The following is a 20,564-nucleotide window of genomic DNA, read 5'->3' on the forward strand; positions in this document are numbered from 1 at the left end:
ACGGCTACCGCAACGACGCCATCCAGGCCTCGACCTCGTCCGCCTGGCGCGGCAGGCCCGAGGACAGCCACTGCGCGCCGTCGGTAGTGATCAGGAAGTCGTCCTCGATCCGGACGCCGATCCCGCGCAGTTCCTCGGGGACGGTCAGATCGTCGGGCTGGAAGTACAGTCCGGGCTCGACGGTCAGCACCTGGCCGGCCTCCAGGACGCCGTCCAGGTAGGCCTGGCCGCGGGCACCGGCGCAGTCGTGGCAGTCCAGGCCCAGCATGTGCCCCGAGCCGCAGACGGTGAAGCGGCGGTACCGGCCGGACTCGGCGAGGGACGGCCCGCCGTCCGGTGCCAGGCCCCAGGCGTCGAGCCCGTCCGCGATCACGCGCATCGCCGCGTCGTGGAAGGCCCCGTAGCGGGCGCCGGGCCGCAGGGCCGCGATCCCCGCCGACTGGGCGGCGAAGACGAGGTCGTACACCCGGCGCTGGACGTCGGTGTAGCGGCCGGAGACCGGCAGCGTCCGGGTGACGTCGCCGGTGTAGAAGGAGTCGGCCTCGACCCCGGCGTCCAGCAGGAGGAGGTCGCCGTCCCGCACCGGGCCGTCGTTGTGCATCCAGTGCAGGACGCAGGCGTGCGCGCCGGCCGCCGCGATGGTCTCGAAGCCCAGGCCGTAGCCGTCCAGCCGGGCGCGGCGGTTGAAGGTGCCCTCGATCCAGCGCTCGCCCCGCGCGAGGCCCGTGGCATGGCGCAGCTCGCCGACCACGTCGTGGAACCCGGCCACCGTGGACCGGACGGCCGTGCGCAGCTGCTCGACCTCCCAGGCGTCCTTGACCAGCCGTGACTCCGCGAGGAAGGTCAGCAGTTCGGCCTCCGCCCGGTCGGCCGGCCGGACCAGTGCGTCGACGAGCGCGTCCTCGCCGCGCACCACCCGGGTCGGGACGTGTCCGGCGAGGGCCCGCTCCAGGTCGTCCCGGGCGGCGGCCCGGACACCGATCGCGTCGGCGGTCTCCGACAGCGTCCGGCGCCGGCCGACCCAGAACTCGCCGTGCCGGCGGCTGCTGTGGAACTCGGCGCCGTTCGGCCCGCCGTCGCGCGGCGACCGCGGCCGGGTGAACAGGGTGACCTCGTGCCCGGTCCCGGTGGGCTCGAAGAGGAGGACGCTGTCGGGGACGGCACTCGTGCCCTGCTCCGCGGTGAGGTGGACGAACGCGGAGTGCGGCCGGAAGGTGTGGTCGAAGTCGTTGCTGCGGACCTTGAGCCCGCCCGAGGGGACGACGATCCGCTCTCCGGGGAACCGCTCGGAGAGCGCCGCGCGCCGCGCGGCGGCGAAGGCCGCACCGGGCAGGAGCGGCAGTGTCGTCCCGGTGTCGGCCCAGCCGTGGTGGAACCACTCGGCCTGCGCGGCCGGCGCCGCACGGTCCTGCGCCCCGGCTCCGCGTGCCCCGCCCTGCTGCTCCACCCGTCGTCTCCGCTCACCGTAGTCCGCCGCATGCCCGCTGCACGTCGGCCACATGTCGGCCGCACGGGGAAACTACCATTTCACATGTCACACATCCACACCCCGCACAGAAACCCCCGGTACCCCGAGGAGGCACCCGGCACTACGCGGGCGTCTCGCGGCCGGACTGGACGGTCGGAATCCGCTGGGTGAAGAACAGCGCCACGACGGCGGTGAGGGCGAGGATCGCGAGGGCCGCCCGCAGACCGTCCAGCCGAGCGGCCGCGTTGGCGTCGAGCGCCGCCCGCGCGACCTCCGGGCTCGTGCCCGCCTCGTCCAGCGCCGCCGTGAGCTGGACGTCCGACAGGAAGGGCGCGCCGCTCTCCAGTTGGACGGCCGCCCGGTCCGCGACCTCGGCCGGAACCGCCGGGTTCTGCTCCACGGCGGTCAGGAACGAGGCCGTCAGGGCGGCGATCATGATCGACCCGGCGAGCGCGGTGCCGATCGAGGACCCGAGGTTGGTCACGGCGTTCTGGATGCCGCCGACCTCCGCGCTCTGCTCGTCCGGGACGGCCGACACGGTGACCGCGCCGAGCTGCGAGGCCATCGCGCCCATCCCGAGGCCGATCAGCAACAGGGGCAGGGTGACGATCTCCGCACCCGCGTCCGCGTCGAGCGCGGCAAGCAGGGTGACGGCGCCCGCGAGCAGGGCCAGCGTCCCCAGCCGCACCACCCGGCGCGGTGAGACGTCCGGGAACAGGCGCGGGATCAGGACCGCGGCGGCCAGCAGCGTCAGCGAGAGCGGCAGCAGCCAGACGCCGGTCCGCAGGGCGGACAGGCCGAGGGCGACGGACAGGTAGAGCGGGACGACGAAGAACACGCCCATCTGGATGAAGTACTGGAAGAAGAACATCGTCAGACCGCCGGTGAGCCGGCGGTTGCCGAGCAGGTCCGGGTCGATGAGCGGCTCCCCGCCGCGCTCCACGACGCGCGTCTCCCAGTACAGGAAGAGCCGGATCAGCAGCACACCGGCCAGCAGCAGCCACACGGTGAGCGAGATGCCGAGCCAGCCGGGCGCACCCGGCTTGGGCACGAACCACCCCCAGGAGCTGGAGCGCAGCACCCCGAACACGAAGACCCCGAGCCCGAGCGCGGACAGCAGGGCGCCGACCAGGTCGAGCCCGGCCCGGTCGGCGGGCGGGGCGTCGGCGAGCCGGCGGGCGAACACCAGGATGGCGAGGACGATGACAACCTCGCCGGCGAAGACCCAGCGCCAGGAGAAGTACGTCGTCGCGACACCGCCGATGAGCGGCCCCAGCGCGATCGCCACCGCCCCCGCCGCGGCGACGAACCCGTAGGCGGCCGGTCGGCGCCCGGCGGCGAAGTTGCCGGCCACCAGCGCCACGATCGCCGGGAGGATGAGGGCCGCCCCGACCCCCTCCAGGAAGGACCAGCCGAACAGCAGAACAGCCAGGTTGGGGGCGAGCGAGGTGGTCAGGGAACCGCAGCCGTAGATGACGCAGCCGATCATGAACGCCCGTCGCCGGCCGATGAGCTTCCCGACCTTGCCGCCCGGGATCATGAACATCGCCATCACGAGCGTGTACGCCGTGATGGCGCCCTGGATCCCGGCCACCGTCGTCCCGACGTCGTCGGCCACCGTCGCGATGGAGACGTTCATGACGGAGCTGTCGAGCGCCATCAGGAACTGGCCGGCCGCGAGGGTCGGCAGGACGAACCCGCCGACCGCGGAGGAAGTGCCTGCGCTGGGTGTCATGGGCCGCATCGTCGCAGCGGCGGCGGGACGCGGCCACCCGGGAGTCGGCCGGTCGGAGCGGGTCTGCGGTGCGGCGCGCCGGGCGCGCCGCACCCGGGGTCAGACCACGTCCCGCCCGCGCAGCGTCCCCGCGCACAGGGCCCAGATGATGAAGATGTTCACGGCGATCAGCACGATGGCCCAGAAGGGGTAGTACGGCAGCCAGAGGAAGTTGGCGATCAGGCTGAACCCCGCCAGGACGACGCCGACGGCTCTCGCCCACACGGCTCCGGTGAACACCATGACCCCGGCCAGCACGACGAGGAGGCCGAGGATGAGGTGGATCCAGCCCCAGCCGGTCAGGTTGAAGCGGAACACGTAGTCGTTCGTCCGGACGAACAGATCGTCCTTGGCGATGGCCGCGATCCCCTCGAAGATCGCCATCGTCCCGCCGAAGACCATCAGGATCCCCGCGAGCACGATCCACCCGGATCGCAGCAGGTGCCCCGAGGAGCCCGCGGGCGGTGCCGGATCGGCACCGGTGGGCGGGGGCGGATTGAGATTGCCGGCCATGAGGGCCTCCGAACTCTCGGGGAGCCGGCAGGCCCATGGGTCCGGACCCGGCGGCGGCTCCACGTTCCAGCGTTCCACACCCCCGCCGCGGGCGCGCCCCGTGCCGGAGCCCCCGGCCGCCACCCGTACGGCCGTTCCCGCTGGTGGGCCGGGGCGTGTGCGGCTCTGCTGGGGAGGAGCTGTCACCACGTGCGCTCCCCGGCGGGGCAAGCGTCCGACCCCAGGGAGAGTGCGATGGCCCCGACGGATTCCGGAGCGGATCCCGCAGGAGCGAACGGCGCCGAACCGCCCGGCGACCGGCCCCCGCACCCTGCTCCGCCGCCGGCTGCCTCCGCCCCGGAGCCACCGACGCGGCCCGCGGTGGAACCACCACCGAGGCCCGCGCCGCAACCGCCGGACGAGGTCGAGCACCTGAAGGCCCGGATCGCCGCGCTGGAGCGCACCGCCCCACCCCGCCACCGGGAACACCACCGGCTGCGGACCTCCGGATCCGTGGTGGTCATCGTCATCGCGTCGCTGCTCTCGCTGATCTCCGTCCTCGCGGTCTGGACGAGCGACATCGTCGGCAACACCGACCGCTACGTCTCCACGGTCGCGCCACTGGCCACCGATCCGGCGGTGCAGGACGCCGTCACCACCCGGGTCACCCAGGTCGTCCTGGACCAGATCGACGTGAACGGGCTGGTCAAGCAGCTCTCCGACGCGGCCGCCGAACAGGGCGTGCCGGCCCCGCTCGCGACCCTGATCGGCGGTCTGAGCGGGCCCATCACCAGCGGCCTCAACGACCTGGTGCACACCACCGTCGACCGGGTGGTGACCAGCAGTGCCTTCGAGTCGATCTGGGTCGACGCCAACCGGCTGATCCACACCGCCCTCGACAAGGCCCTCACCGGCAAGGGCGGCGGTGCGGTGACGCTGACCAACAATCAGGTCGGCATCGACATCGCGCCGATCGTGGCGAAGGTGAAGACCGAGCTGGTGGACGCCGGACTCGGGATCGCTTCCAAGATCCCGGAGGTCCACACCGACTTCGTGGTCTTCCAGTCCGAGGACATCGGCAAGGTCAAGACGTACTTCCGGCTGCTGGAGATCATGGGCTCCTGGCTCCCGGTGGTGACCGTCCTGGTGGCCGCCGGCGGCGTCTTCCTCGCCTCCAACCGGCGCCGCGGCCTGGTCGGCGCGGCCGTCGGCGTGGCACTCGCCATGCTGCTGCTCGGCATCGTCCTGACCGTCTTCCGCGCGTACTACCTCGACCGCCTGCCACCGGGTGCGAACCAGGCCGCCGCGGGCGCCGTCTACGACACCCTGATCCGGTTCATGCGCGCGAGCATCCGGGTGGTCTTCGCAGTGGCCGTCGTCACCGCCCTGGGCGCGCTCCTGATCGGGCCGTCCCGCGCCGCCGTCGCGATCCGCACCGCCTGCCGCCGGATGGTCGACGCCCTGCGCGAGGTGCTGTTCGGCATCGGGATGCGGCTGGGCCCGGTCGGCCCGTTCGTCCACCGTTTCAAGCGGTGGATCGGCGCCCTGATCCTCGCCGTGGCGGCGGTCGTCCTGGCCACCTGGAACTACCCGACCACGGCGGTGGTCCTGTGGATCACCCTGGTGGTCCTGCTCGCCTTCCTGATCCGGGAGTTCCTCGACACCGGCCCGGGCCCGGGCACCGTCACCGGCCCGGACGGAGCCCCGGGCCCCGGGCCCGGCACCGTCTCCGGTACCGGGCCGCCGACCCACGCCTGAGCGCCCGCCGCCCGGCTCCCGGGCCGCCCCGCCGGGCCGGGATGCGCGGTGCGGCGGGCACTGCTGGAATGGCAGGAGCGGGCACCGCGCGCCGCCCTCCCGGGCGCGTACCGCCACGGCATCGGCCGACAGCCTCCGCCCGGCCGACCGGAGAGGACCCGACATGAGCGACGAGCTGAACGAGCTGAACGAGACCGGACCGATCGACTACATCGTCGTCGAGTTCCCTGGCAGCCGGATGAACGGGGAAGGACTGCCACTGCTGGTCGACCTGGTCGACCGGGGCATCATCCGGATCCTCGACCTGACCTTCGTCCGCAAGGAGACGGACGGCTCGGTCACCGGCCTGGAACTCGCCGACCTCACCGGTGACGGCCTGCTCGACCTCGCCGTCTTCGACGGCGTCTCCTCCGGCCTGCTCGACGAGGAGGACCTCGCCGACGCCGCCGCCGTCCTGGAGCCGGGCAGCTCCGCCGCCGTCCTCGTCTACGAGAACGTCTGGGCCGGCCCGCTGGCCGCCGCCCTCCGGCGCAGCGGGGCGCGGCTGGTCGCGGACGGCCGCATCCCCGTCCAGGCGATCCTCGCCTCCCTCGAAGCGGCCGAGGGCAAGGACGGACGCTGAACCCGCCCTGCCCGTCCGCTCGCCCCACCCCGAAGGTCAAGGAGGTTTCGCCATGCCAGGACTCCTTCGCGGCGTCGCCCGAACCGCCGTCGTCGCCGGAACGGCGACCGCCGTCTCCAACCGCGTCTCCCGGCGGCAGGCCGGCCGCTGGGCCCAGCAGGAGGCACCGCAGGCCCAGGCCCAGCCCGCCGCACCGCAGGCGGCACCCGCCGCGCCCGTCGCGCCCGCCGCCGAGCCCGACGACATGGCCACCCGGCTCGACCAGCTCAAGCAGCTGGCCGAGCTCAAGAACCAGGGCGTGCTCACCGACGCCGAGTTCGCGGCACAGAAGTCCCGTCTGCTCGGCTCCTGACCGGCGGCGCCGGCCCGCACCCCGGGCCGGCGGCCACGGCGAGGGCGCCTTCGCCCCGGCCGGTGCCCCGACGCAGCCGGTGAACACCGGTCTGCCGCGACAGGGAGGCGGTCCCATGAGCCGCGAGTACCACTTCCACTGCGAGTACGCCGGCTGCTCGGTCACCGTCGGCATCCACCTGGGCGGCACCCGGGCGGTGGAGCTGCTGGTCGACGGCAAGGAGGTCGCCGCCGAGCGGATCCCCGGCCACCACGCCCAGGTGTGCCCGCTCAGCACCACGCTGCCCACCACCCCGCCGCGCCCGGTCACCGTCGAGGCCGAACTGCCCGGCGCGGTCCGCGGCGCCCCGTCCGCCACCCTGGTCGACGGCGACACCCGGCTGCCGATGCCCGAACGCGAGGTGCCGCGCCGGGCCGGACCGACCGAGGTCTCCTGGTACGGCTGACGGCGTCGACGGCCGGCGTCGGGCCAGGTCGGAGGCGCTCCCCCGGCGGAAGTTAGGGTTCGGATGCGGGTGGCGGACCACCGCCGCCGCGCCCGGACCGCCGAAGGGACCCCGCCCATGCCGACCGCACCCGCCACCGGACCAGCCGCCGCACCGTCACTCGCGCGGTTCGGCCTGGGCACCGCCGCCGTCGGGCGGCCCGGCTACATCACGCTCGGGCGCGAGCTCGACCTGCCGGCCGGGCGCACCGTCGAGGCTATGCGGGAGCGGACGCACGACCTGCTCGACGCCGCCTACGCGGCGGGGGTGCGCTATTTCGACACCGCCCGCTCCTACGGCCGCGCCGAGGAGTTCGTCGGCGGGTGGCTCGCCGCCCGGCCGCGGCTCGCGCCCGAGGTCGTGATCGGCAGCAAGTGGGGTTACACCTACACCGCCGACTGGCGGGCCTCCGGGGTGCCGGTGCACGAGGTCAAGGAGCACTCGACGGCGGTGTTCGACCGTCAGATCGAGGAGACCAGGCAGCTGTTGGGTGGCCTGCCGCAGGTGTACCTGGTGCACTCGGTCACCCCCGACAGCCCGGCGCTCGGCGACCGGGCGCTGCACGAGCGGCTGGCGGCGCTGGCCGCCGAGGGCGTCCGGGTCGGCCTGTCCACCAGCGGACCGGCGCAGGCCGCCACCGTCCGGGCGGCCCTGGAGGTGACCGTGGCCGGGCGGCCGCTGTTCGCCGCCGTCCAGTCCACCTGGAACCTGCTGGAGCCGTCCGCCGGCCCCGCCCTGGCCGAGGCGCACGCGGCGGGCTGGCTGGTGGTGGTCAAGGAGGGCATGGCCAACGGCCGGCTCGCCGACCGCAACGCGACCGGGCCCGGGACAGTCGCGCTGCGCGAGCTGGCCGCCCGCACCGGCGCCTCCTGCGACGCGCTCGCCCTCGCCGCGGCCGCCGCCCGGCCCTGGGCCGACATCGTGCTCTCCGGCGCGGCCACCGCGGAGCAGCTGGCCTCCAACCTCACCGCGGCCGGGCTCGACCTCGCCGCCGCGGACCTCGCCGCGCTCACCGTGCTCGCCGAGCCCGCGGAGGCGTACTGGCGCAGCCGCGCCGCGCTGCCCTGGGAGTGAGCCCGGGCCGGACGGCCCGCCGCAGCCGGCTGGGGCCCGCGGCCGGTCAGACGCGGGTGTCCTCCACCACCGGGACGACGCGGTCCGACGCGCCGCCGCCGGCCGCGGCCGGCGCGGTCCGGGCCGCCGGGGCGGCGGGCCGCTCTCCGCAGAAGGCCGGCTCCAGCACGCTCATCAGCCCCGTCGTGACGGCCCCGTTGTTGGAGGCGTTGGCGAACACCACCACGCTGCGCCGACCGTCGGGGGTGACGAAGCTCTGGGTCTGGAAGCCCTGGACGATGCCTCCGTGGCCGAGGACGGTCCCGCAGGAGAGCGCGATCTGGCGGACCCCGAGTCCGTAGCCGACCTTCGCCGTGGGCGTGGGGAGGACGGCGGTCAGCTGCCGCAGCGAGTCGTCCGAGACGAGCCCGCCGGCGCGGCCCGCGACCAGCGCGGTGAGGAAGCGGTCCATGTCGGCGGCGGAGGAGATGACGCCGCCGGCGCTCCACAGCCAGGACGCGGTCTGCTCGGTGGAGTCCAGCAGCGGCTTGGCGCGGTCGTCGTTGGTCAGGTAGCCGGTGATGTGCGGGCCCGCGATGCGCTTCTCGGGCACCACGAAGGAGGTCTGCCGCAGCTTCAGCGGCTCGATGATCTGCTCGCGCAGCACGTCGGCGTAGGCCCGGCCGGTGAGGTACTCGACCGCCATTCCCATCAGGACGTAGTCCGTGTTGGAGTACGCGTACGCCGCCCCCGGGGCGCTCCGCACCCCGTGCTTGACGGAGAGCGCCACCAAGTCCCGCGGTGTGTAGACGGTGTTGCGGATGCGTGCCTCGAAGGCGCTCGTGGTCTCCTCGCCGTTCTGTTCGAGCAGGTCGTCGGTGTGGTCGTAGATGCCCGCGCGGTGCTGCATCACCTGGCGGCCGGTCATCGTCCAGCCCTCGGGCAGGGTGCCCTGGGGCAGGTAGTCGCGCAGCGGCCTGTCCAGGTCGACGAGCCCCTGTTCGGCCAGGCGCATCACGAGCACGGCGGCGAACATCTTGCTGTTGCTGCCCACCCGGAACTGCCGGTCCGCCCTCATCGAGGCGCCGCCGAGGTCGGCCTTGCCCATCGTCAGCGACCATTCGCGCTCGCCCGGGCCGTGGTCCCTGATCACCGCGAAGGCGCCGGGGGCGCCCGCGTCCAGGGTGTTCCGCAGTGCGGCCCGCACCGCGGTGGTGTCCGGGAGGGGCGGTGCGGCGGCCCGCGGCGCCGCGGTGGCCGCCCCCGTCCCGAAGGCGGTCGTCATCAGCGCGGCGGCGGCCGCCAGCGCTCCGGCGCGCGTGAGCCCGATCGTCACCATCGACAAGTCCCCTGTCTCGTTGGCATCCCGCGCGGCGGGTCCGCGCAGACCAAGATCATATCTCCTCTGCGTGACAGATGTTGACTGTCCGTCACCGCTCGGGTCGCGCACCGGACCATGTGGACCGACCCTCGGTCGACGGTCGGTGACGATGCCATGACAGCGCACCGCCCACCCTGCGGGCACACTCCGGAGCGCGGGGGCACCCGCCTTGCCCGAACGGGCAAACCTAACGTTCGGTCGGCCCTCCGTACGCGGCGGACCGCCCTCGCCCCGCCGGGCGCCGGACGCCCCCCGTTCACCCGGCCGCCACCCGGAACAGCGCCGCGACCTGCGCGGAAGCCCGGCCGCCCCCGCCGCGCAACTTCTCCGATGGGCACGATCCGCCCAAGTCGGACCATTCCGCCCCTTCCGTCGGCAATCGGCAGCAGTCGGCCGTGAAACCCACCGGCCCGCCGGAGCGGCGAGTGAGCTGCGTCACTTGACGCTCTATTGGCCCCGGGCTTGACTTCGGAGCGACGAGAAAGCGGATCGCGGAATTCAGCGAGTAATCACCGCAAACCCGTCGAGCCTTTGCATGATTCGTCCTGTTCACCGCCAGACGGAGGTACTGCCATGAAGCTCGTCCACTTCGTGAAGAAGGTCATGCCGGAGAAGAGCCTGAAGGCCTACGCGTGGTACGGCTGGATCTAGTCGGGTAGTTCGTCTACCGGGCGCGGGCCCGGTGAGCAGTCGTCTCACCGGGCCCGCGCCTTTCACCCTTGGAGTTCACCGATGCCCATGTCCAGTACCGGCAGGAGCGCCCGGGCCACCGTCTTCGCACCGCGGATCGAGGAACTTCTCCGCAGGTACCGCGGGGCGGACCTCTTCCGTCTGGAGCACGACACCATCGGGGTCGCCGGCGCCGACCTGATGGACAGCCTGCTCCGCAGCCGGCCCGCGAACGACTCCGAGCGCCCGACCTTCAAGCCCGTCCAGGGCCGGTCCGTCACCCGGACGGACGCGTCGGCGCTCATGCAGGCCGTCTCCGCCGACGTCCGCGCGGCGCTGAAGAAGCCCCTCGGCGACGAGGTCGACCTCACCGGGAAATGGCCGCACGTCGCGCACGTCTATCTCCGGGATCTCGTCTTCGGCCGGGAGAGTTTCCGTTTCCGCGTCCTGGTGGACCGCCGCCTGGAACTCACACCGAAATTGACCTGGGCGGCCGTCGCGGCCGGCACCGCCATGCTCGGAAAGCCCGGCACGGAAATCCCGCTGTCCAATCTGGCGGCCCGCGTGCTGGACGCCGAGAGCTATGACGACCGCCGGTATGCGATGTACCTCTACCGGCGGGTCGCCGCCCCGATCTGTTTCACCGTGTCCGCCCTCGTGACGAATGCGCTCTGGCTCGGTTCGCCTTTCGAGGACGGCGTGTCGAACCGGGACGTCCTGCTGGAGTCCCTCCGGCTGCTGCCGCCGTCCTGGAACATCCTGCGGATGGCCTCCCCCGAGTTCACCGCGGTGGACGACCGGATCGGGGCCAAGGACGACCTGCTGATCCTCCCGCTGGTGAGCCACCGCGACCCGCGGCTCTGGGAGGACCCGGACAGCTACCGCCCTGAGCGCTGGGCCGACCTCGACCCCGACGACCACCCCGGGTACCTCCCGTTCGGCCATGTGAACGAGCGCTGCTGGGGCCGGCACATGGTGATGCCGCTGGCCGAACGGCTCCTCGACATCGTGCGCCGGGACGGTCTCGTGGTGAACCCTGAGCAGACCGTCGGCAAGGTCGAACTCGACGGCCTGCTCGAAGTCTCCGACGTCCGGCTGGTCCGGCGCTGAGCCGTGCCGTCCGGGCCCGGCCCCTCCCGGTCCCGGACGGCACGGGCCGCCCGCCTCAGCCCAGGGGCGCGCCGGCCAGGAACCGGTGCAGCGAGGCCGTCAGGGCGGTGGCGAAGGCCTCCCGGACCGGTTCGGCCACGCGGTCCAGCGACAGGTAGGGGTTGAGGTCCTCCAGCTCGACCAGCAGCAGTTCCCCCTCCGGGGCACGGCAGGCGTCCACCCGCTGGATCCCGTGGTCGAGCGTGTTCCAGTCGATGAACCCCCGGGCGAAGGCGAGGTCCGCGTCGGTGGGGTGGTACGGCTCCAGGATCCAGCGCCGCTCGGGATCCGGCGCGTACAGCGCGTACTGGAAGGTGTCGTCGACGAAGTAGAACGACACCTCGTAGCGGAAGTCGACGCGCGGCTGGACGAGGATGTCGCCGTACGCGAGGCCGGACAGCCCGTCCGGGTCGACGAAGGCCAGGCCGATGGAGTCCGCACCGGCCTTCGGCTTGACGGCGTACTGGGCGCAGCCGGGCAGGCGGTCCAGGTCCTCGGGCCGGTCGACGGTGGGGATCACCGGGTGCCCGGCCTCGGTGAGGTCCAGCAGGTACTGCTTGCCGGCCATGTCACCGCGCCCGGTGAGCGGGTTGTAGACCCGGGTGCCGCGTGCTTCCGCCGCGGCCCGGAAGGCCTCGTACCGCTCCTGGTAGTGCAGGACGGGGCCGCTGTTGCGGACCAGCACGGCGTCGAAGCCGTCCATCAGCGCGGCCGCGTCCAAGGGGTGGCAGAGCGCGATGTCGAAGTCGACCCGGAGCCGGGCGGAGAGCCGGATGTCCTCGTCGCAGTACCGCCGGCCCCGGGCCTGGTAGGCGAGGTCGGTCACGAACAGAACGCTGGGGCGGGCGGGCACGTGGCGGCTCCTCGGTCGGTGGCGGCCCAACATACCCACCGGCCGGTCCGGGCCCGGCCGGGGCCCCGGGCACCGGTGGCAGCCCGACTCCTTGACGAATCCATGACAGCGGCGCACCATCGTGCTGGCGCGCGCCGCACCTCCTCCCCGTTCCGTCCCTACGGACCCCCCACAGGAGGACAGTCATGCGACTGCCCCGCCGAGGGAAGCCCGCCGCGGTCGCCGCCGCCGTGCTGGCTCTCGCGCTCGCCTCCCCGCTCACCACCCAGGTCGCCGCCCAGCCGGTCACCGCCGGCCCGGCCGCGGCCCCCGACTCCGCCCGGCAGTACGTCCTCGACGGCCCCCGCACCGTCGCCGAACGCACCGCCGTCGCCGCCACCGGCGCGTCCGTCGACGCCGTGCGCTCCGATTCCGTGGTGGTCACCGCGACCACCGCCGAGGCCGACCGGCTGCGGGCGCTCGGCTGGTCCCCCAGCCCGCTGCCGGAGCCGGTGTACGGCGACGGGGCCGGCACACCGGGCGCCGGCGCCGCGGTGTACGACTTCCCGTCCGCCGACTCCGGGTACCACAACTACGCGGAGGCCACCGCCGACATCGACGCCGTCGTGGCGGCGCACCCCGACATCATGAGCAAGCGGGTCATCGGCACCTCGTACGAGGGCCGGCCGATCGTCGCCGTCAAGATCAGCGACAACGTCGGCACCGACGAGAACGAACCCGAAGTGCTGTTCACCGCCCACCAGCACGCCCGCGAGCACCTCACCGTCGAGATGTCGCTGTACCTGCTCCACGAGTTCGGCGACAAGTACGCCACCGACGGCCGGATCGCCAACGCCGTCAACAGCCGGGAGATCTGGGTGATCCCCGACCTCAACCCGGACGGCGGCGAGTACGACATCGCCACCGGCCGCTACCGCAGCTGGCGCAAGGACCGCCAGCCCAACGCGGGCAGCAGCAGCGTGGGCACCGACCTGAACCGCAACTGGGACTACAAGTGGGGCTGCTGCGGCGGCTCCTCCGGCTCCACCTCCAACGAGACCTACCGGGGCGCCGCCCCGGAGTCCGCCAAGGAGACCAAGGTGGTCGCCGACTTCGTCCGCACCCGCGTGGTCGGCGGCAAGCAGCAGATCACCGCCGCCATCGACTTCCACACCTACAGCCAGCTGGTGCTCTGGCCGTTCGGCTGGACCACGGCCAACACCGCCACCGGGATGACGGCCGACGAGTACAACACCTTCGCGACCTTCGGCCGGGCCATGGCCGGCACCAACGGCTACACCCCCGAGCAGTCGAGCGACCTGTACATCACCGACGGCTCGATCGACGACTGGCTGTGGGGCACCCAGCGGGTCTTCGCCTACACCTTCGAGATGTACCCCGGCCCGAACGGCAGCAGCGGCTTCTACCCGCCCGACGAGGTGATCGGGCGCGAGACCAGCCGCAACCGCGAGGCGGTGCTGCGCCTGGTGGAGACCGCCGACTGCATGTACCGCGCGATCGGCAAGCAGCAGCAGTACTGCGGCATCGCCTCCTGAACCGCGGACGCCGCACCGGCCGGGGCCTCACGGACCCGGCCGGTGCGGCGTCCCGGCGTCGGCGGGAGCGGTTCCGGGACCCCCGCGCTGACGGTGCGCGTTCCGGACGAACGTCCTCCATGCCAACTCGTCGTCTCCCGTTCAATTTGACGATGCCTCAGTTCAAGGAGCATAGTGCAATATCACATTGCAACGAGCTCCTGGACCGCCCAGGAGCCCCCTTCACACAGGAGAAGGCTTCCCATGACTCGCAAGATCCTGACGACGGCCGCCGCAGCGGTCGCCCTGGGTACGGTTCCGGTCGTCGCGGCTCCGGCCGGTGCGGCAGCCGTCGCCGACGCCCCCACGGTGATCTGCGACAACTACGGTCTGCAGGCCGGTCTGGCGACCAAGGTGTGCGCCACCGTGAGCGGCGACAGCATCGAGTTCTCCGGCCACATCGGCCTGGCCGGCCCGCCGAGCCCCGGCAGCCCGCTCCCCCGGCCGACGGAGGTCGAGGCGGTCCTGACCGGCAGCGTCGCCGGCGGGATCACCCTCGGGACGACGCGGCAGACGCTGACCTTCCAGAGCCGGTCGGTGCTGGTCGAGGGCGTGCGCGGCACGGTGCCGTGCGGCTCCACCGTGCGCGCCTCGTTCGCGGTCTCGTCCGCCGGCTGGCCCGCCAGGCCCGTCACCACCGAGGTCCCGGTCACCTGCTGACGGTGCGGCAGCCGGCCGGATCGGTGGGGGCCCACCGGCGGGTGGGCCCCCACCGGTCCGGCCCTTCGCCGGTGCGCCCGGCGGACATGACCGGGCCCGGCCGGGCGCACACCCGGCCGGGCCCGCCGAGCCTGGCCGGAGCGAGCCAGGCCAGCCCTCAGGACCTAACAGATGCGCGGCAGTTGCTCGCCCATCGGCAGGTCGACCACCCGGGTGCCGCCGAGCGCCGTGCGGGCGACGACCATGCCGGGGTGCTCCGCCACGCACTCGCCGATCACGGTCGCTCCCGCGCCCAGCGGGTGCGCCCGCATCGCGGCGAGCACCGCGTCCGCCTGCTCGCGCGGCACGAAGGCCACCAGCTTGCCCTCGTTGGCGACGTACATCGGGTCGAGGCCCAGCACCGCACAGGCGTTGGCGACCTGCGGCGGCACCGGCACGGCACGTTCGCCGATCCTGACGCCCACCCCGGCCGCCGCCGCGATCTCGTTGAGCGCCGCGGCCAGGCCGCCCCGGGTGGGGTCGCGCAGCACGTGCAGGTCCGGGGTGACCGCCAGCATCGCGTCCACCAGGCCGCCGAGCGCGGCGCAGTCGCTCTCGATCTCCACGCCGAACTCCAGGCCCTCGCGCACGCTCATGATCGCGACCCCGTGCAGCCCGATCTCCCCGCTGACGATCACCACGTCCCCGGGGGCGGCCCGCTGCGGCCTGATGTCCACCCCGGCCGGGACGAGGCCGATGCCGGCGGTGTTGAGGTAGACGCCGTCGCCGTGACCGGCCTCGACGACCTTGGTGTCACCGGTGGCGACCTCCACCCCGGCCAGTCGCGCGGCAGCCCCGAGCGCCCGGGCGACCCGGTCCACCACGGCCATCTCCACGCCCTCCTCCAGGATGAACCCGCAGGACAGGTAGGCCGCCCGGGCCCCGCTCATCGCGAGGTCGTTGACCGTCCCGTTGACGGCGAGGTCCCCGATGCTGCCGCCGGGGAAGAACAGCGGCCGCACGACGTAGGAGTCGGTGGAGAAGGCGAGCCTCGCTCCGCCGAGTTCCAGCACGGCGGAGTCCCCGAGGGCGGCGAGCGCGGCGCCGCCGAAGGCCGGGGCGAAGATGTTCTCCACCAGCTCGGCCGACATCGCGCCGCCGCCGCCGTGCCCCATCACCACCCGGGGGTGGTCGCGCAGGGGCAGCGGGCAGCTCCACCCGGAGAAGTCCGGCGCCTCGGACGGCGCCTCGGAGGGCACGGCCACCGGCACGGCGCCCGACCCGGTCAGAACCTCGGCCTCAGCCAACGGGGCTCGCCTCCCGGGGAACGGCCGGCGTGCTCAGCCGGCGGTAGAGGTAGTACGCGGCGCAGGCCCCCTCGCTGGACACCATGGTGGCGCCGAGCGGGGTGCGCGGAGTGCAGGTGGTGCCGAAGGCCTCGCACTGGTCGGGCTTCAGCAGCCCCTGGAGGACCTCCCCGCTGCGGCACTGCGCCGGCTCGCGGGTGGTGATGCCGGTGACGTCGAAGCGGTACTCGGCGTCGTGGTCGCGGTAGCGCGGGGAGAGCCGCCAGCCGCTCCGCGGGATCACCCCGATCCCGCGCCAGGCCCGGTCGGCCACCTCGAAGACGTCCTCCAGCATGGCCCGGGCCGCCGGGTTGCCCTCCGGGCGCACAGCCCGGGCGTAGGCGTTCTCCACGGTGTGCTCGCCGCGCTCCAACTGCCGCACGGTGCGCCGGATCCCCTCCAGGATGTCGAGCGGCTCGAAGCCGGTGACCACGATCGGCACCCGGTGGCGCTCGGCCAGTTCGGGGTACTCGCCGGTGCCCATCACGCTGCAGACGTGCCCGGCGGCCAGGAAGCCCTGCACCCGGCAGTCCGGCGAGGTCATGATGGCCTCGATGGCCGGGGGCACCCGGACGTGCGAGACGAGCATGCTGAAGTTGCGCAGCCCCTGCTTCCGGGCCTGGTGGACGGCCATCGCGTTGGGCGGAGCGGTGGTCTCGAAGCCGATGCCGAAGAAGACGACCTCGCGGTGCGGGTTCTCCCGGGCGACCTTCAGCGCGTCGAGCGGCGAGTAGACCACCCGGACGTCACCGCCCTCGCTCCGGACCCGGAAGAGGTCGCGGTCGCTGCCCGGCACCCGGAGCATGTCGCCGAACGAGCAGAAGATCACCTCGGGCCGGGCCGCGATCGCCAGCGCCCGGTCGATCACCTCCAGCGGGGTGACACAGACCGGGCAGCCCGGCCCGTGGATCAACTCGACCTCTTCCGGGAGGAGTTGGTCGATCCCCTGCCGGATGATGGTGTGCGTCTGCCCGCCGCACACCTCCATCAGCGCCCACGGCCTGGTGACCGTCGCCCTGATGTCCGCGAGCAGGCCGGCCGCCAGCTCCGGGTTCTGGAAGTCCTCCAGGTACTTCACTGCTGCTCCTCCCGTACGGCCGCGGCCGCCGCTTCCCACGGATCGCCGAACTCCTCCTGCAGCAGGCCGATCTCGGCGAAGAGATCCAGCGTCCGGCGGGCCGACTCCTCGTCCAGGCGCTGCAGCGCGAACCCGACGTGCACGATGGCGTACTCACCCACCCGCAGGTCCGGCAGGTACTCCAGGCACACGTCCTTGACGACTCCGCCGAAGTCGACGACCGCCATCCTGGCTCCGTCGCGTTCCGCGATCTCCACCACTCTTCCGGGCACCGCCAGACACATCCGGGTCTCTCCTCTCAGATGGCGGCCGGGCCGGCGGCCCGGGCGGCCACCATCAGCTGCCCGAGCGCCAGTCCTCCGTCGTTGGGCGGCACCCGGCGGTGCCGCAACACGGTGAATCCGTCCGCCCGCAGGCCCTCCGCGCAGGCCGAGGACAGCAGCGCGTTGGCGAAGACCCCGCCGGTCAGCGCGACCGTCCCGGTCCCGTGCTCCTCCCGGGCCACCGCGCAGACCCGGCGGACCAGCCCCGCGACCGCGTCGTGGAAGCGCGCCGCGATCAGGCCGGCCGGGGCGCCGGCGGCCAGGTCGGCCACCACCGCGGCCAGCACCGGCGCCGGGTCTGCGACCAGCGTCCCGTCCACCGGCCGCAGCCCGAAGGCGTAGGCCCCCTCGGCCGGGCCGTGCGCCAGCGCCGCGCCCTCCAGCTCGATCGCCGCCTGCGCCTCGTACTCGACCCGCTGGCAGATCCCGGCGAGGGCGGACACCGCGTCGAACAGCCGCCCCATGCTGGAGGTCGGCGCACAGTTCAGCGAGCGCTCCAACTGCCGCTTCAGTACCAGCCGTTCGTTCTCCGGGCAGGCCAGGACGGGTGGCAGCTCGGGCGCCCACGGGAGCCCGGCCGCGAACAGCTGGGCGAGCGCCGTCCGGTAGGGCCGCGCCACCGCGGCGTCCCCGCCCGGCAGCGGGACGTAGGCGAGGTGGGCGAGGCGGCGGTAGCCGTCGTAGTCGGCCAGCAGGACCTCGCCGCCCCACACCGCACCGTCGTCACCGAAGCCGGTGCCGTCGAAGGCGACCCCCAGAACGGGCCGGCCGCCGTCGAGGCCGTGTTCGGCCATCACCGAGGCGACGTGCGCGTGGTGGTGCTGCACCGTCCGCACCTCCCGCCCGCCGGCGGTGCTCCGGGCGTGCCGCACGGACCGGTAGCCGGGGTGGCGGTCCACCGCCAGCAGCTCGGGCCGGACGCCGGTGACCGCGCCGAGATGGGCCACCGCACGGTCGAAGGCCTCCAGGGTGGCGAGGTCGTCCATGTCCCCGATGTGGCCGGACAGCCAGGCGTAGCCGTCCTGGGCCAGCGCGAAGGTGTTCTTGAGGTCGCCGCCGACGGCCAGCACGGGCCGGACGGGGGCCGGGAGCGGCAGCGGCAGCGGTGCGTGGCCGCGCGAGCGCCGGATCGGCAGTTGCTCGCCGTCCACCACCCGCACCACCGAGTCCTCGCACGGGACGTGGATCGGCCGGTCGTGCGTCAGCCAGGCGTCGACCAGCGGTGCCAGCCGGGCGAACGCGTCCCGGTCCTCCGTCACGACCGGTTCGCCGGAGAGGTTGGCGCTGGTCATCACGAGCAGCCCGGGGCCGGGCGGGGCGATCAGCAGCTGGTGCAGGGGGGTGTAGGGGAGCATCACCCCGAGGTCGGGGCTGCGCGGCGCCACCGCCTCCAGCGCCGCCGGCAGCGGCCCCCGGCGGCGCAGCAGGACGATCGGCCGGACGGCGCCGGTGAGCAGTTCCTCCTCGACCGGGTCGGGGCGGAGCAGCCGCGCGATCTCGGCGAGGTCGCGCGCCATCAGGGCGAAGGGCTTGGCGCCGCGCCGCTTGCGCCGGCGCAGCCGGGCCACGCTCCGCTCGTTCAGCGCGTCGCAGGCCAGGTGGTAGCCGCCGATGCCCTTGACGGCCAGGATCGCGCCGTCGGCGAGCAGCCGCCGGGCCTCGGTGAGCGCCGCCTCGCCGTCGAGCGACGGCAGCCCGGGCACGACCAGGGCGAGCCTCGGTCCGCACGCGTGGCAGCAGAGCGGCTGGGCGTGGAAGCGCCGGTCGGCCGGGTCGGTGTACTCCCGCTCGCAGTCCGGGCAGAGCGGGAAGCCGGCCATCGTGGTGTTGGCCCGGTCGTACGGCAGACCGGTCACGATGGTGTGCCGGGGACCGCAGTTGGTGCAGCTGATGAACGGGTGCCGGTAGCGGCGGTCGCCGGGGTCGGCGAGTTCGGCGAGGCAGTCCGCGCAGGTCGCGGTGTCGGGCGGGATCAGTGTGCGGCGGGTGCCGTCGGTCCTGGAGGGGGTGATGGCGAACCCGGCCGCGCCGGTGAGGGCCAGCGCCTCGTGCTCGACCGAGGCGACCCGCGCCAGCGGCGGCGCGTCGGTGGCGACCCGGCGGCAGAACGCGTCCACCGACTCCGGCGGCCCCTCGACCTCGGCCAGCACGCCGTCCCCGGTGTTGGTGACGGTGCCGGCCAGGCCGAGCTCGGCGGCGAGCGTGAAGACGAACGGCCGGAACCCGACGCCCTGGACGAGGCCGCGGACGGCGACCCGGCGCCGCTGCGGCCCGGCCGCCGGCCGACCGGCCGTCACGACCGTTCCGCCACCGGGGCGTGCGGATGCGCGTGCGCGCCGTCGTCCCCGTGGTGGTGCCCCTCACCCGGCCCGTGCGCGTGCGGGTGTCCGGGGGAGTGCCCGTGCCCCGGGGCGCCGGCCATCACCGGCCGGTGGGCCTCGGCACCGTCCAGCACCGCGAGCGCCCGGTCCAGCAGCACCCCTGCCCCCTGCCCGGTCCGGACGGAGGTGAACAGCACCTCCACCCCTGGGTTGACCCGCGCGACGCTCGCCAGGAACGCGGCTTCGTCGAACTCCGCCGCCACCGCGAGGTCGGCCTTGGTCACCAGCACCAGGTTCGCCAGCCCGAAGGCCGTCGGATACTTGAGCGGCTTGTCCTCCCCCTCCGTGACGGAGGCGAGCACCACCCGCAGGGATTCGCCGAGGTCGTAGGAGGCCGGGCAGACCAGGTTGCCGACGTTCTCGACGAAGAGCAGCCGGGTGTCCGGCGGCAGCCAGCCCGCCAGGTGCTCGCGGAGCATCGCCGTCTCCAGGTGGCACAGCCCGTCGGTGAGCACCTGCTTCACCGGCGCGCCCGAACGGGCCAGCCGCCGGGCGTCGTTCTCGGTGGCGAGGTCCGCGGTGAGCGCGGCCACCGGCACGCCGCGGGCCCGGGCCAGCCCGAGTTCGGCCTCCAGCAGCGCCGTCTTCCCGCTACCGGGGCTGGACAGCAGGTTCACCACGACGGTGCCGCGCGCGGCGAGCTCGGCGCGCAGCTCGCGGGCGCCGTCGTCGTTGCGGGCGAGGACCGCCTGCCGGAGTTCCACCGTGCGACACATCGGTTTCAGCCTTCCTGGTCGGCCGACGCGCCCACCGGGCGCTCGGCCCACTGGACGCCGAGGATCTGCAACTCCCGGCCCGCGAGCAGCTCGACCCGGGCGCCGCCACAGCGCGGACACCCGAGGTCGGGCGGCATGCCCACGGCCCACTCGACGCCGCACGGGGTGCACCTGGCACGCGCCGCGACGGCCTCGGTCTCCAGCTTCGCGCCCTCCACCAGCGTTCCGGCGCAGGCCAGTTCGAAGCAGAAGTCCAGCGCGGAGGGCACCACCCCGGCGAGTTCGCCGACCTGGAGGCGCACCTTCTCCACCGCGACCGCCCCGTGGTCCCGGGCTGCCGCGTCCACCTGCTCGACGACGGCCGTCGCGATCGACATCTCGTGCATCGGGCCCACTCCCTCCCCTCGCCGGAGGCGACAGGCTTCATTACAAGGGCGCGGTGGCGGCCTCGG

At 73.7% G+C, this 20,564-nt stretch carries 20 protein-coding genes; 9 read left to right on the forward strand and 11 right to left on the reverse strand.

The window, feature by feature from the left end:
* Positions 1-4 precede the first annotated feature (4 nt).
* The 3 genes from OG618_RS06015 to OG618_RS06025 all read right to left on the reverse strand — a co-directional run bounded on the left by OG618_RS06015 (position 5) and on the right by OG618_RS06025 (position 3,755).
* A complete protein-coding gene (locus OG618_RS06015) occupies positions 5-1,501 on the reverse strand; it encodes an aminopeptidase P family protein (protein WP_442906764.1) in 1,497 nt (498 codons plus the stop codon).
* Between the two features lie 88 nt (positions 1,502-1,589).
* Positions 1,590-3,203 carry an MFS transporter gene (locus OG618_RS06020; RefSeq protein WP_329486158.1) on the reverse strand — a complete coding sequence of 538 codons (1,614 nt, stop codon included), beginning with the start codon at positions 3,201-3,203 and terminating at the stop codon, positions 1,590-1,592.
* A 99-nt stretch (positions 3,204-3,302) separates the two neighbouring features.
* On the reverse strand, positions 3,303-3,755 hold the full coding sequence (locus OG618_RS06025; protein ID WP_442906765.1) for a DUF7144 family membrane protein: 453 nt from the start codon (positions 3,753-3,755) through the stop codon (positions 3,303-3,305).
* 360 nt (positions 3,756-4,115) lie between these two features.
* Here OG618_RS06025 and OG618_RS06030 point away from each other — a divergent pair, with 360 nt between their 5' ends.
* The 5 genes from OG618_RS06030 (at position 4,116) to OG618_RS06050 (ending at position 8,024) form a co-directional block, all read left to right on the forward strand.
* A complete protein-coding gene (locus OG618_RS06030; protein WP_329486159.1) occupies positions 4,116-5,492 on the forward strand; it encodes a hypothetical protein in 1,377 nt (458 codons plus the stop codon).
* 163 nt (positions 5,493-5,655) lie between these two features.
* A complete protein-coding gene (locus OG618_RS06035; RefSeq protein ID WP_329486160.1) occupies positions 5,656-6,114 on the forward strand; it encodes a DUF6325 family protein in 459 nt (152 codons plus the stop codon).
* Between the two features lie 52 nt (positions 6,115-6,166).
* Entirely contained in the window at positions 6,167-6,466 is a 300-nt protein-coding gene (locus OG618_RS06040; protein ID WP_329486161.1) for an SHOCT domain-containing protein, read from the forward strand.
* Between the two features lie 115 nt (positions 6,467-6,581).
* Positions 6,582-6,911, forward strand: a complete 330-nt coding sequence (locus tag OG618_RS06045) for a hypothetical protein (RefSeq protein WP_329486162.1) — start codon at positions 6,582-6,584, stop codon at positions 6,909-6,911.
* Positions 6,912-7,028: 117 nt separating this feature from the next.
* Positions 7,029-8,024, forward strand: a complete 996-nt coding sequence (locus OG618_RS06050) for an aldo/keto reductase (RefSeq protein WP_329486163.1) — start codon at positions 7,029-7,031, stop codon at positions 8,022-8,024.
* Between the two features lie 46 nt (positions 8,025-8,070).
* On the opposite strand, the gene OG618_RS06055 is transcribed toward OG618_RS06050, so the two are convergent.
* Positions 8,071-9,342 carry a serine hydrolase domain-containing protein gene (locus OG618_RS06055; RefSeq protein ID WP_329486166.1) on the reverse strand — a complete coding sequence of 424 codons (1,272 nt, stop codon included), beginning with the start codon at positions 9,340-9,342 and terminating at the stop codon, positions 8,071-8,073.
* 615 nt (positions 9,343-9,957) lie between these two features.
* On the opposite strand from OG618_RS06055, the gene OG618_RS37995 reads away from it, so the two are divergent.
* On the forward strand, positions 9,958-10,035 hold the full coding sequence (locus OG618_RS37995) for a tryptorubin family RiPP precursor (RefSeq protein WP_350540985.1): 78 nt from the start codon (positions 9,958-9,960) through the stop codon (positions 10,033-10,035).
* Between the two features lie 81 nt (positions 10,036-10,116).
* Positions 10,117-11,163: a cytochrome P450 gene (locus OG618_RS06060; protein ID WP_329486168.1), complete on the forward strand. Its 1,047-nt coding sequence runs from the start codon at positions 10,117-10,119 to the stop codon at positions 11,161-11,163.
* A gap of 55 nt (positions 11,164-11,218) precedes the next feature.
* Here the strand turns inward: OG618_RS06060 and OG618_RS06065 are convergent, their stop codons facing one another.
* Entirely contained in the window at positions 11,219-12,055 is an 837-nt protein-coding gene (locus OG618_RS06065; protein WP_329486169.1) for a hypothetical protein, read from the reverse strand.
* Between the two features lie 185 nt (positions 12,056-12,240).
* On the opposite strand from OG618_RS06065, the gene OG618_RS06070 reads away from it, so the two are divergent.
* Positions 12,241-13,590: a M14 family metallopeptidase gene (locus tag OG618_RS06070; protein WP_329486170.1), complete on the forward strand. Its 1,350-nt coding sequence runs from the start codon at positions 12,241-12,243 to the stop codon at positions 13,588-13,590.
* A gap of 243 nt (positions 13,591-13,833) precedes the next feature.
* A complete protein-coding gene (locus OG618_RS06075; protein ID WP_329486171.1) occupies positions 13,834-14,289 on the forward strand; it encodes a hypothetical protein in 456 nt (151 codons plus the stop codon).
* A 164-nt stretch (positions 14,290-14,453) separates the two neighbouring features.
* Here the strand turns inward: OG618_RS06075 and hypE are convergent, their stop codons facing one another.
* Genes hypE through hypA form a run of 6 tightly spaced genes read right to left on the reverse strand, consistent with a single transcriptional unit; the run spans position 14,454 to position 20,498 of the window.
* The gene (gene hypE / locus OG618_RS06080; protein WP_442906934.1) at positions 14,454-15,527 is read right to left on the reverse strand and encodes a hydrogenase expression/formation protein HypE; all 1,074 of its coding nucleotides are present in this window, start codon (positions 15,525-15,527) and stop codon (positions 14,454-14,456) included.
* Between the two features lie 40 nt (positions 15,528-15,567).
* Positions 15,568-16,692 (reverse strand): hydrogenase formation protein HypD, encoded by a 1,125-nt coding sequence (hypD, locus tag OG618_RS06085; RefSeq protein ID WP_329486173.1) that lies wholly within the window; start codon positions 16,690-16,692, stop codon positions 15,568-15,570.
* Positions 16,689-16,976 carry a HypC/HybG/HupF family hydrogenase formation chaperone gene (locus tag OG618_RS06090; protein ID WP_329486174.1) on the reverse strand — a complete coding sequence of 96 codons (288 nt, stop codon included), beginning with the start codon at positions 16,974-16,976 and terminating at the stop codon, positions 16,689-16,691. The genes hypD and OG618_RS06090 overlap by 4 nt, the downstream gene beginning before the upstream one ends.
* Positions 16,977-16,990: 14 nt before the next feature.
* Entirely contained in the window at positions 16,991-19,312 is a 2,322-nt protein-coding gene (hypF, locus tag OG618_RS06095) for a carbamoyltransferase HypF (protein ID WP_329486175.1), read from the reverse strand.
* On the reverse strand, positions 19,309-20,112 hold the full coding sequence (gene hypB, locus OG618_RS06100) for a hydrogenase nickel incorporation protein HypB (protein WP_329486176.1): 804 nt from the start codon (positions 20,110-20,112) through the stop codon (positions 19,309-19,311). Before hypB ends, hypF begins: the two co-directional genes overlap by 4 nt.
* 5 nt (positions 20,113-20,117) lie before the next feature.
* Complete coding sequence (gene hypA, locus OG618_RS06105; RefSeq protein WP_329486177.1) at positions 20,118-20,498, reverse strand: hydrogenase maturation nickel metallochaperone HypA; 381 nt, start codon at positions 20,496-20,498, stop codon at positions 20,118-20,120.
* Positions 20,499-20,564: the final 66 nt, after the last annotated feature.

It is taken from the genome of Kitasatospora sp. NBC_01246, from assembly GCF_036226505.1.
Classification (GTDB): domain Bacteria; phylum Actinomycetota; class Actinomycetes; order Streptomycetales; family Streptomycetaceae; genus Kitasatospora.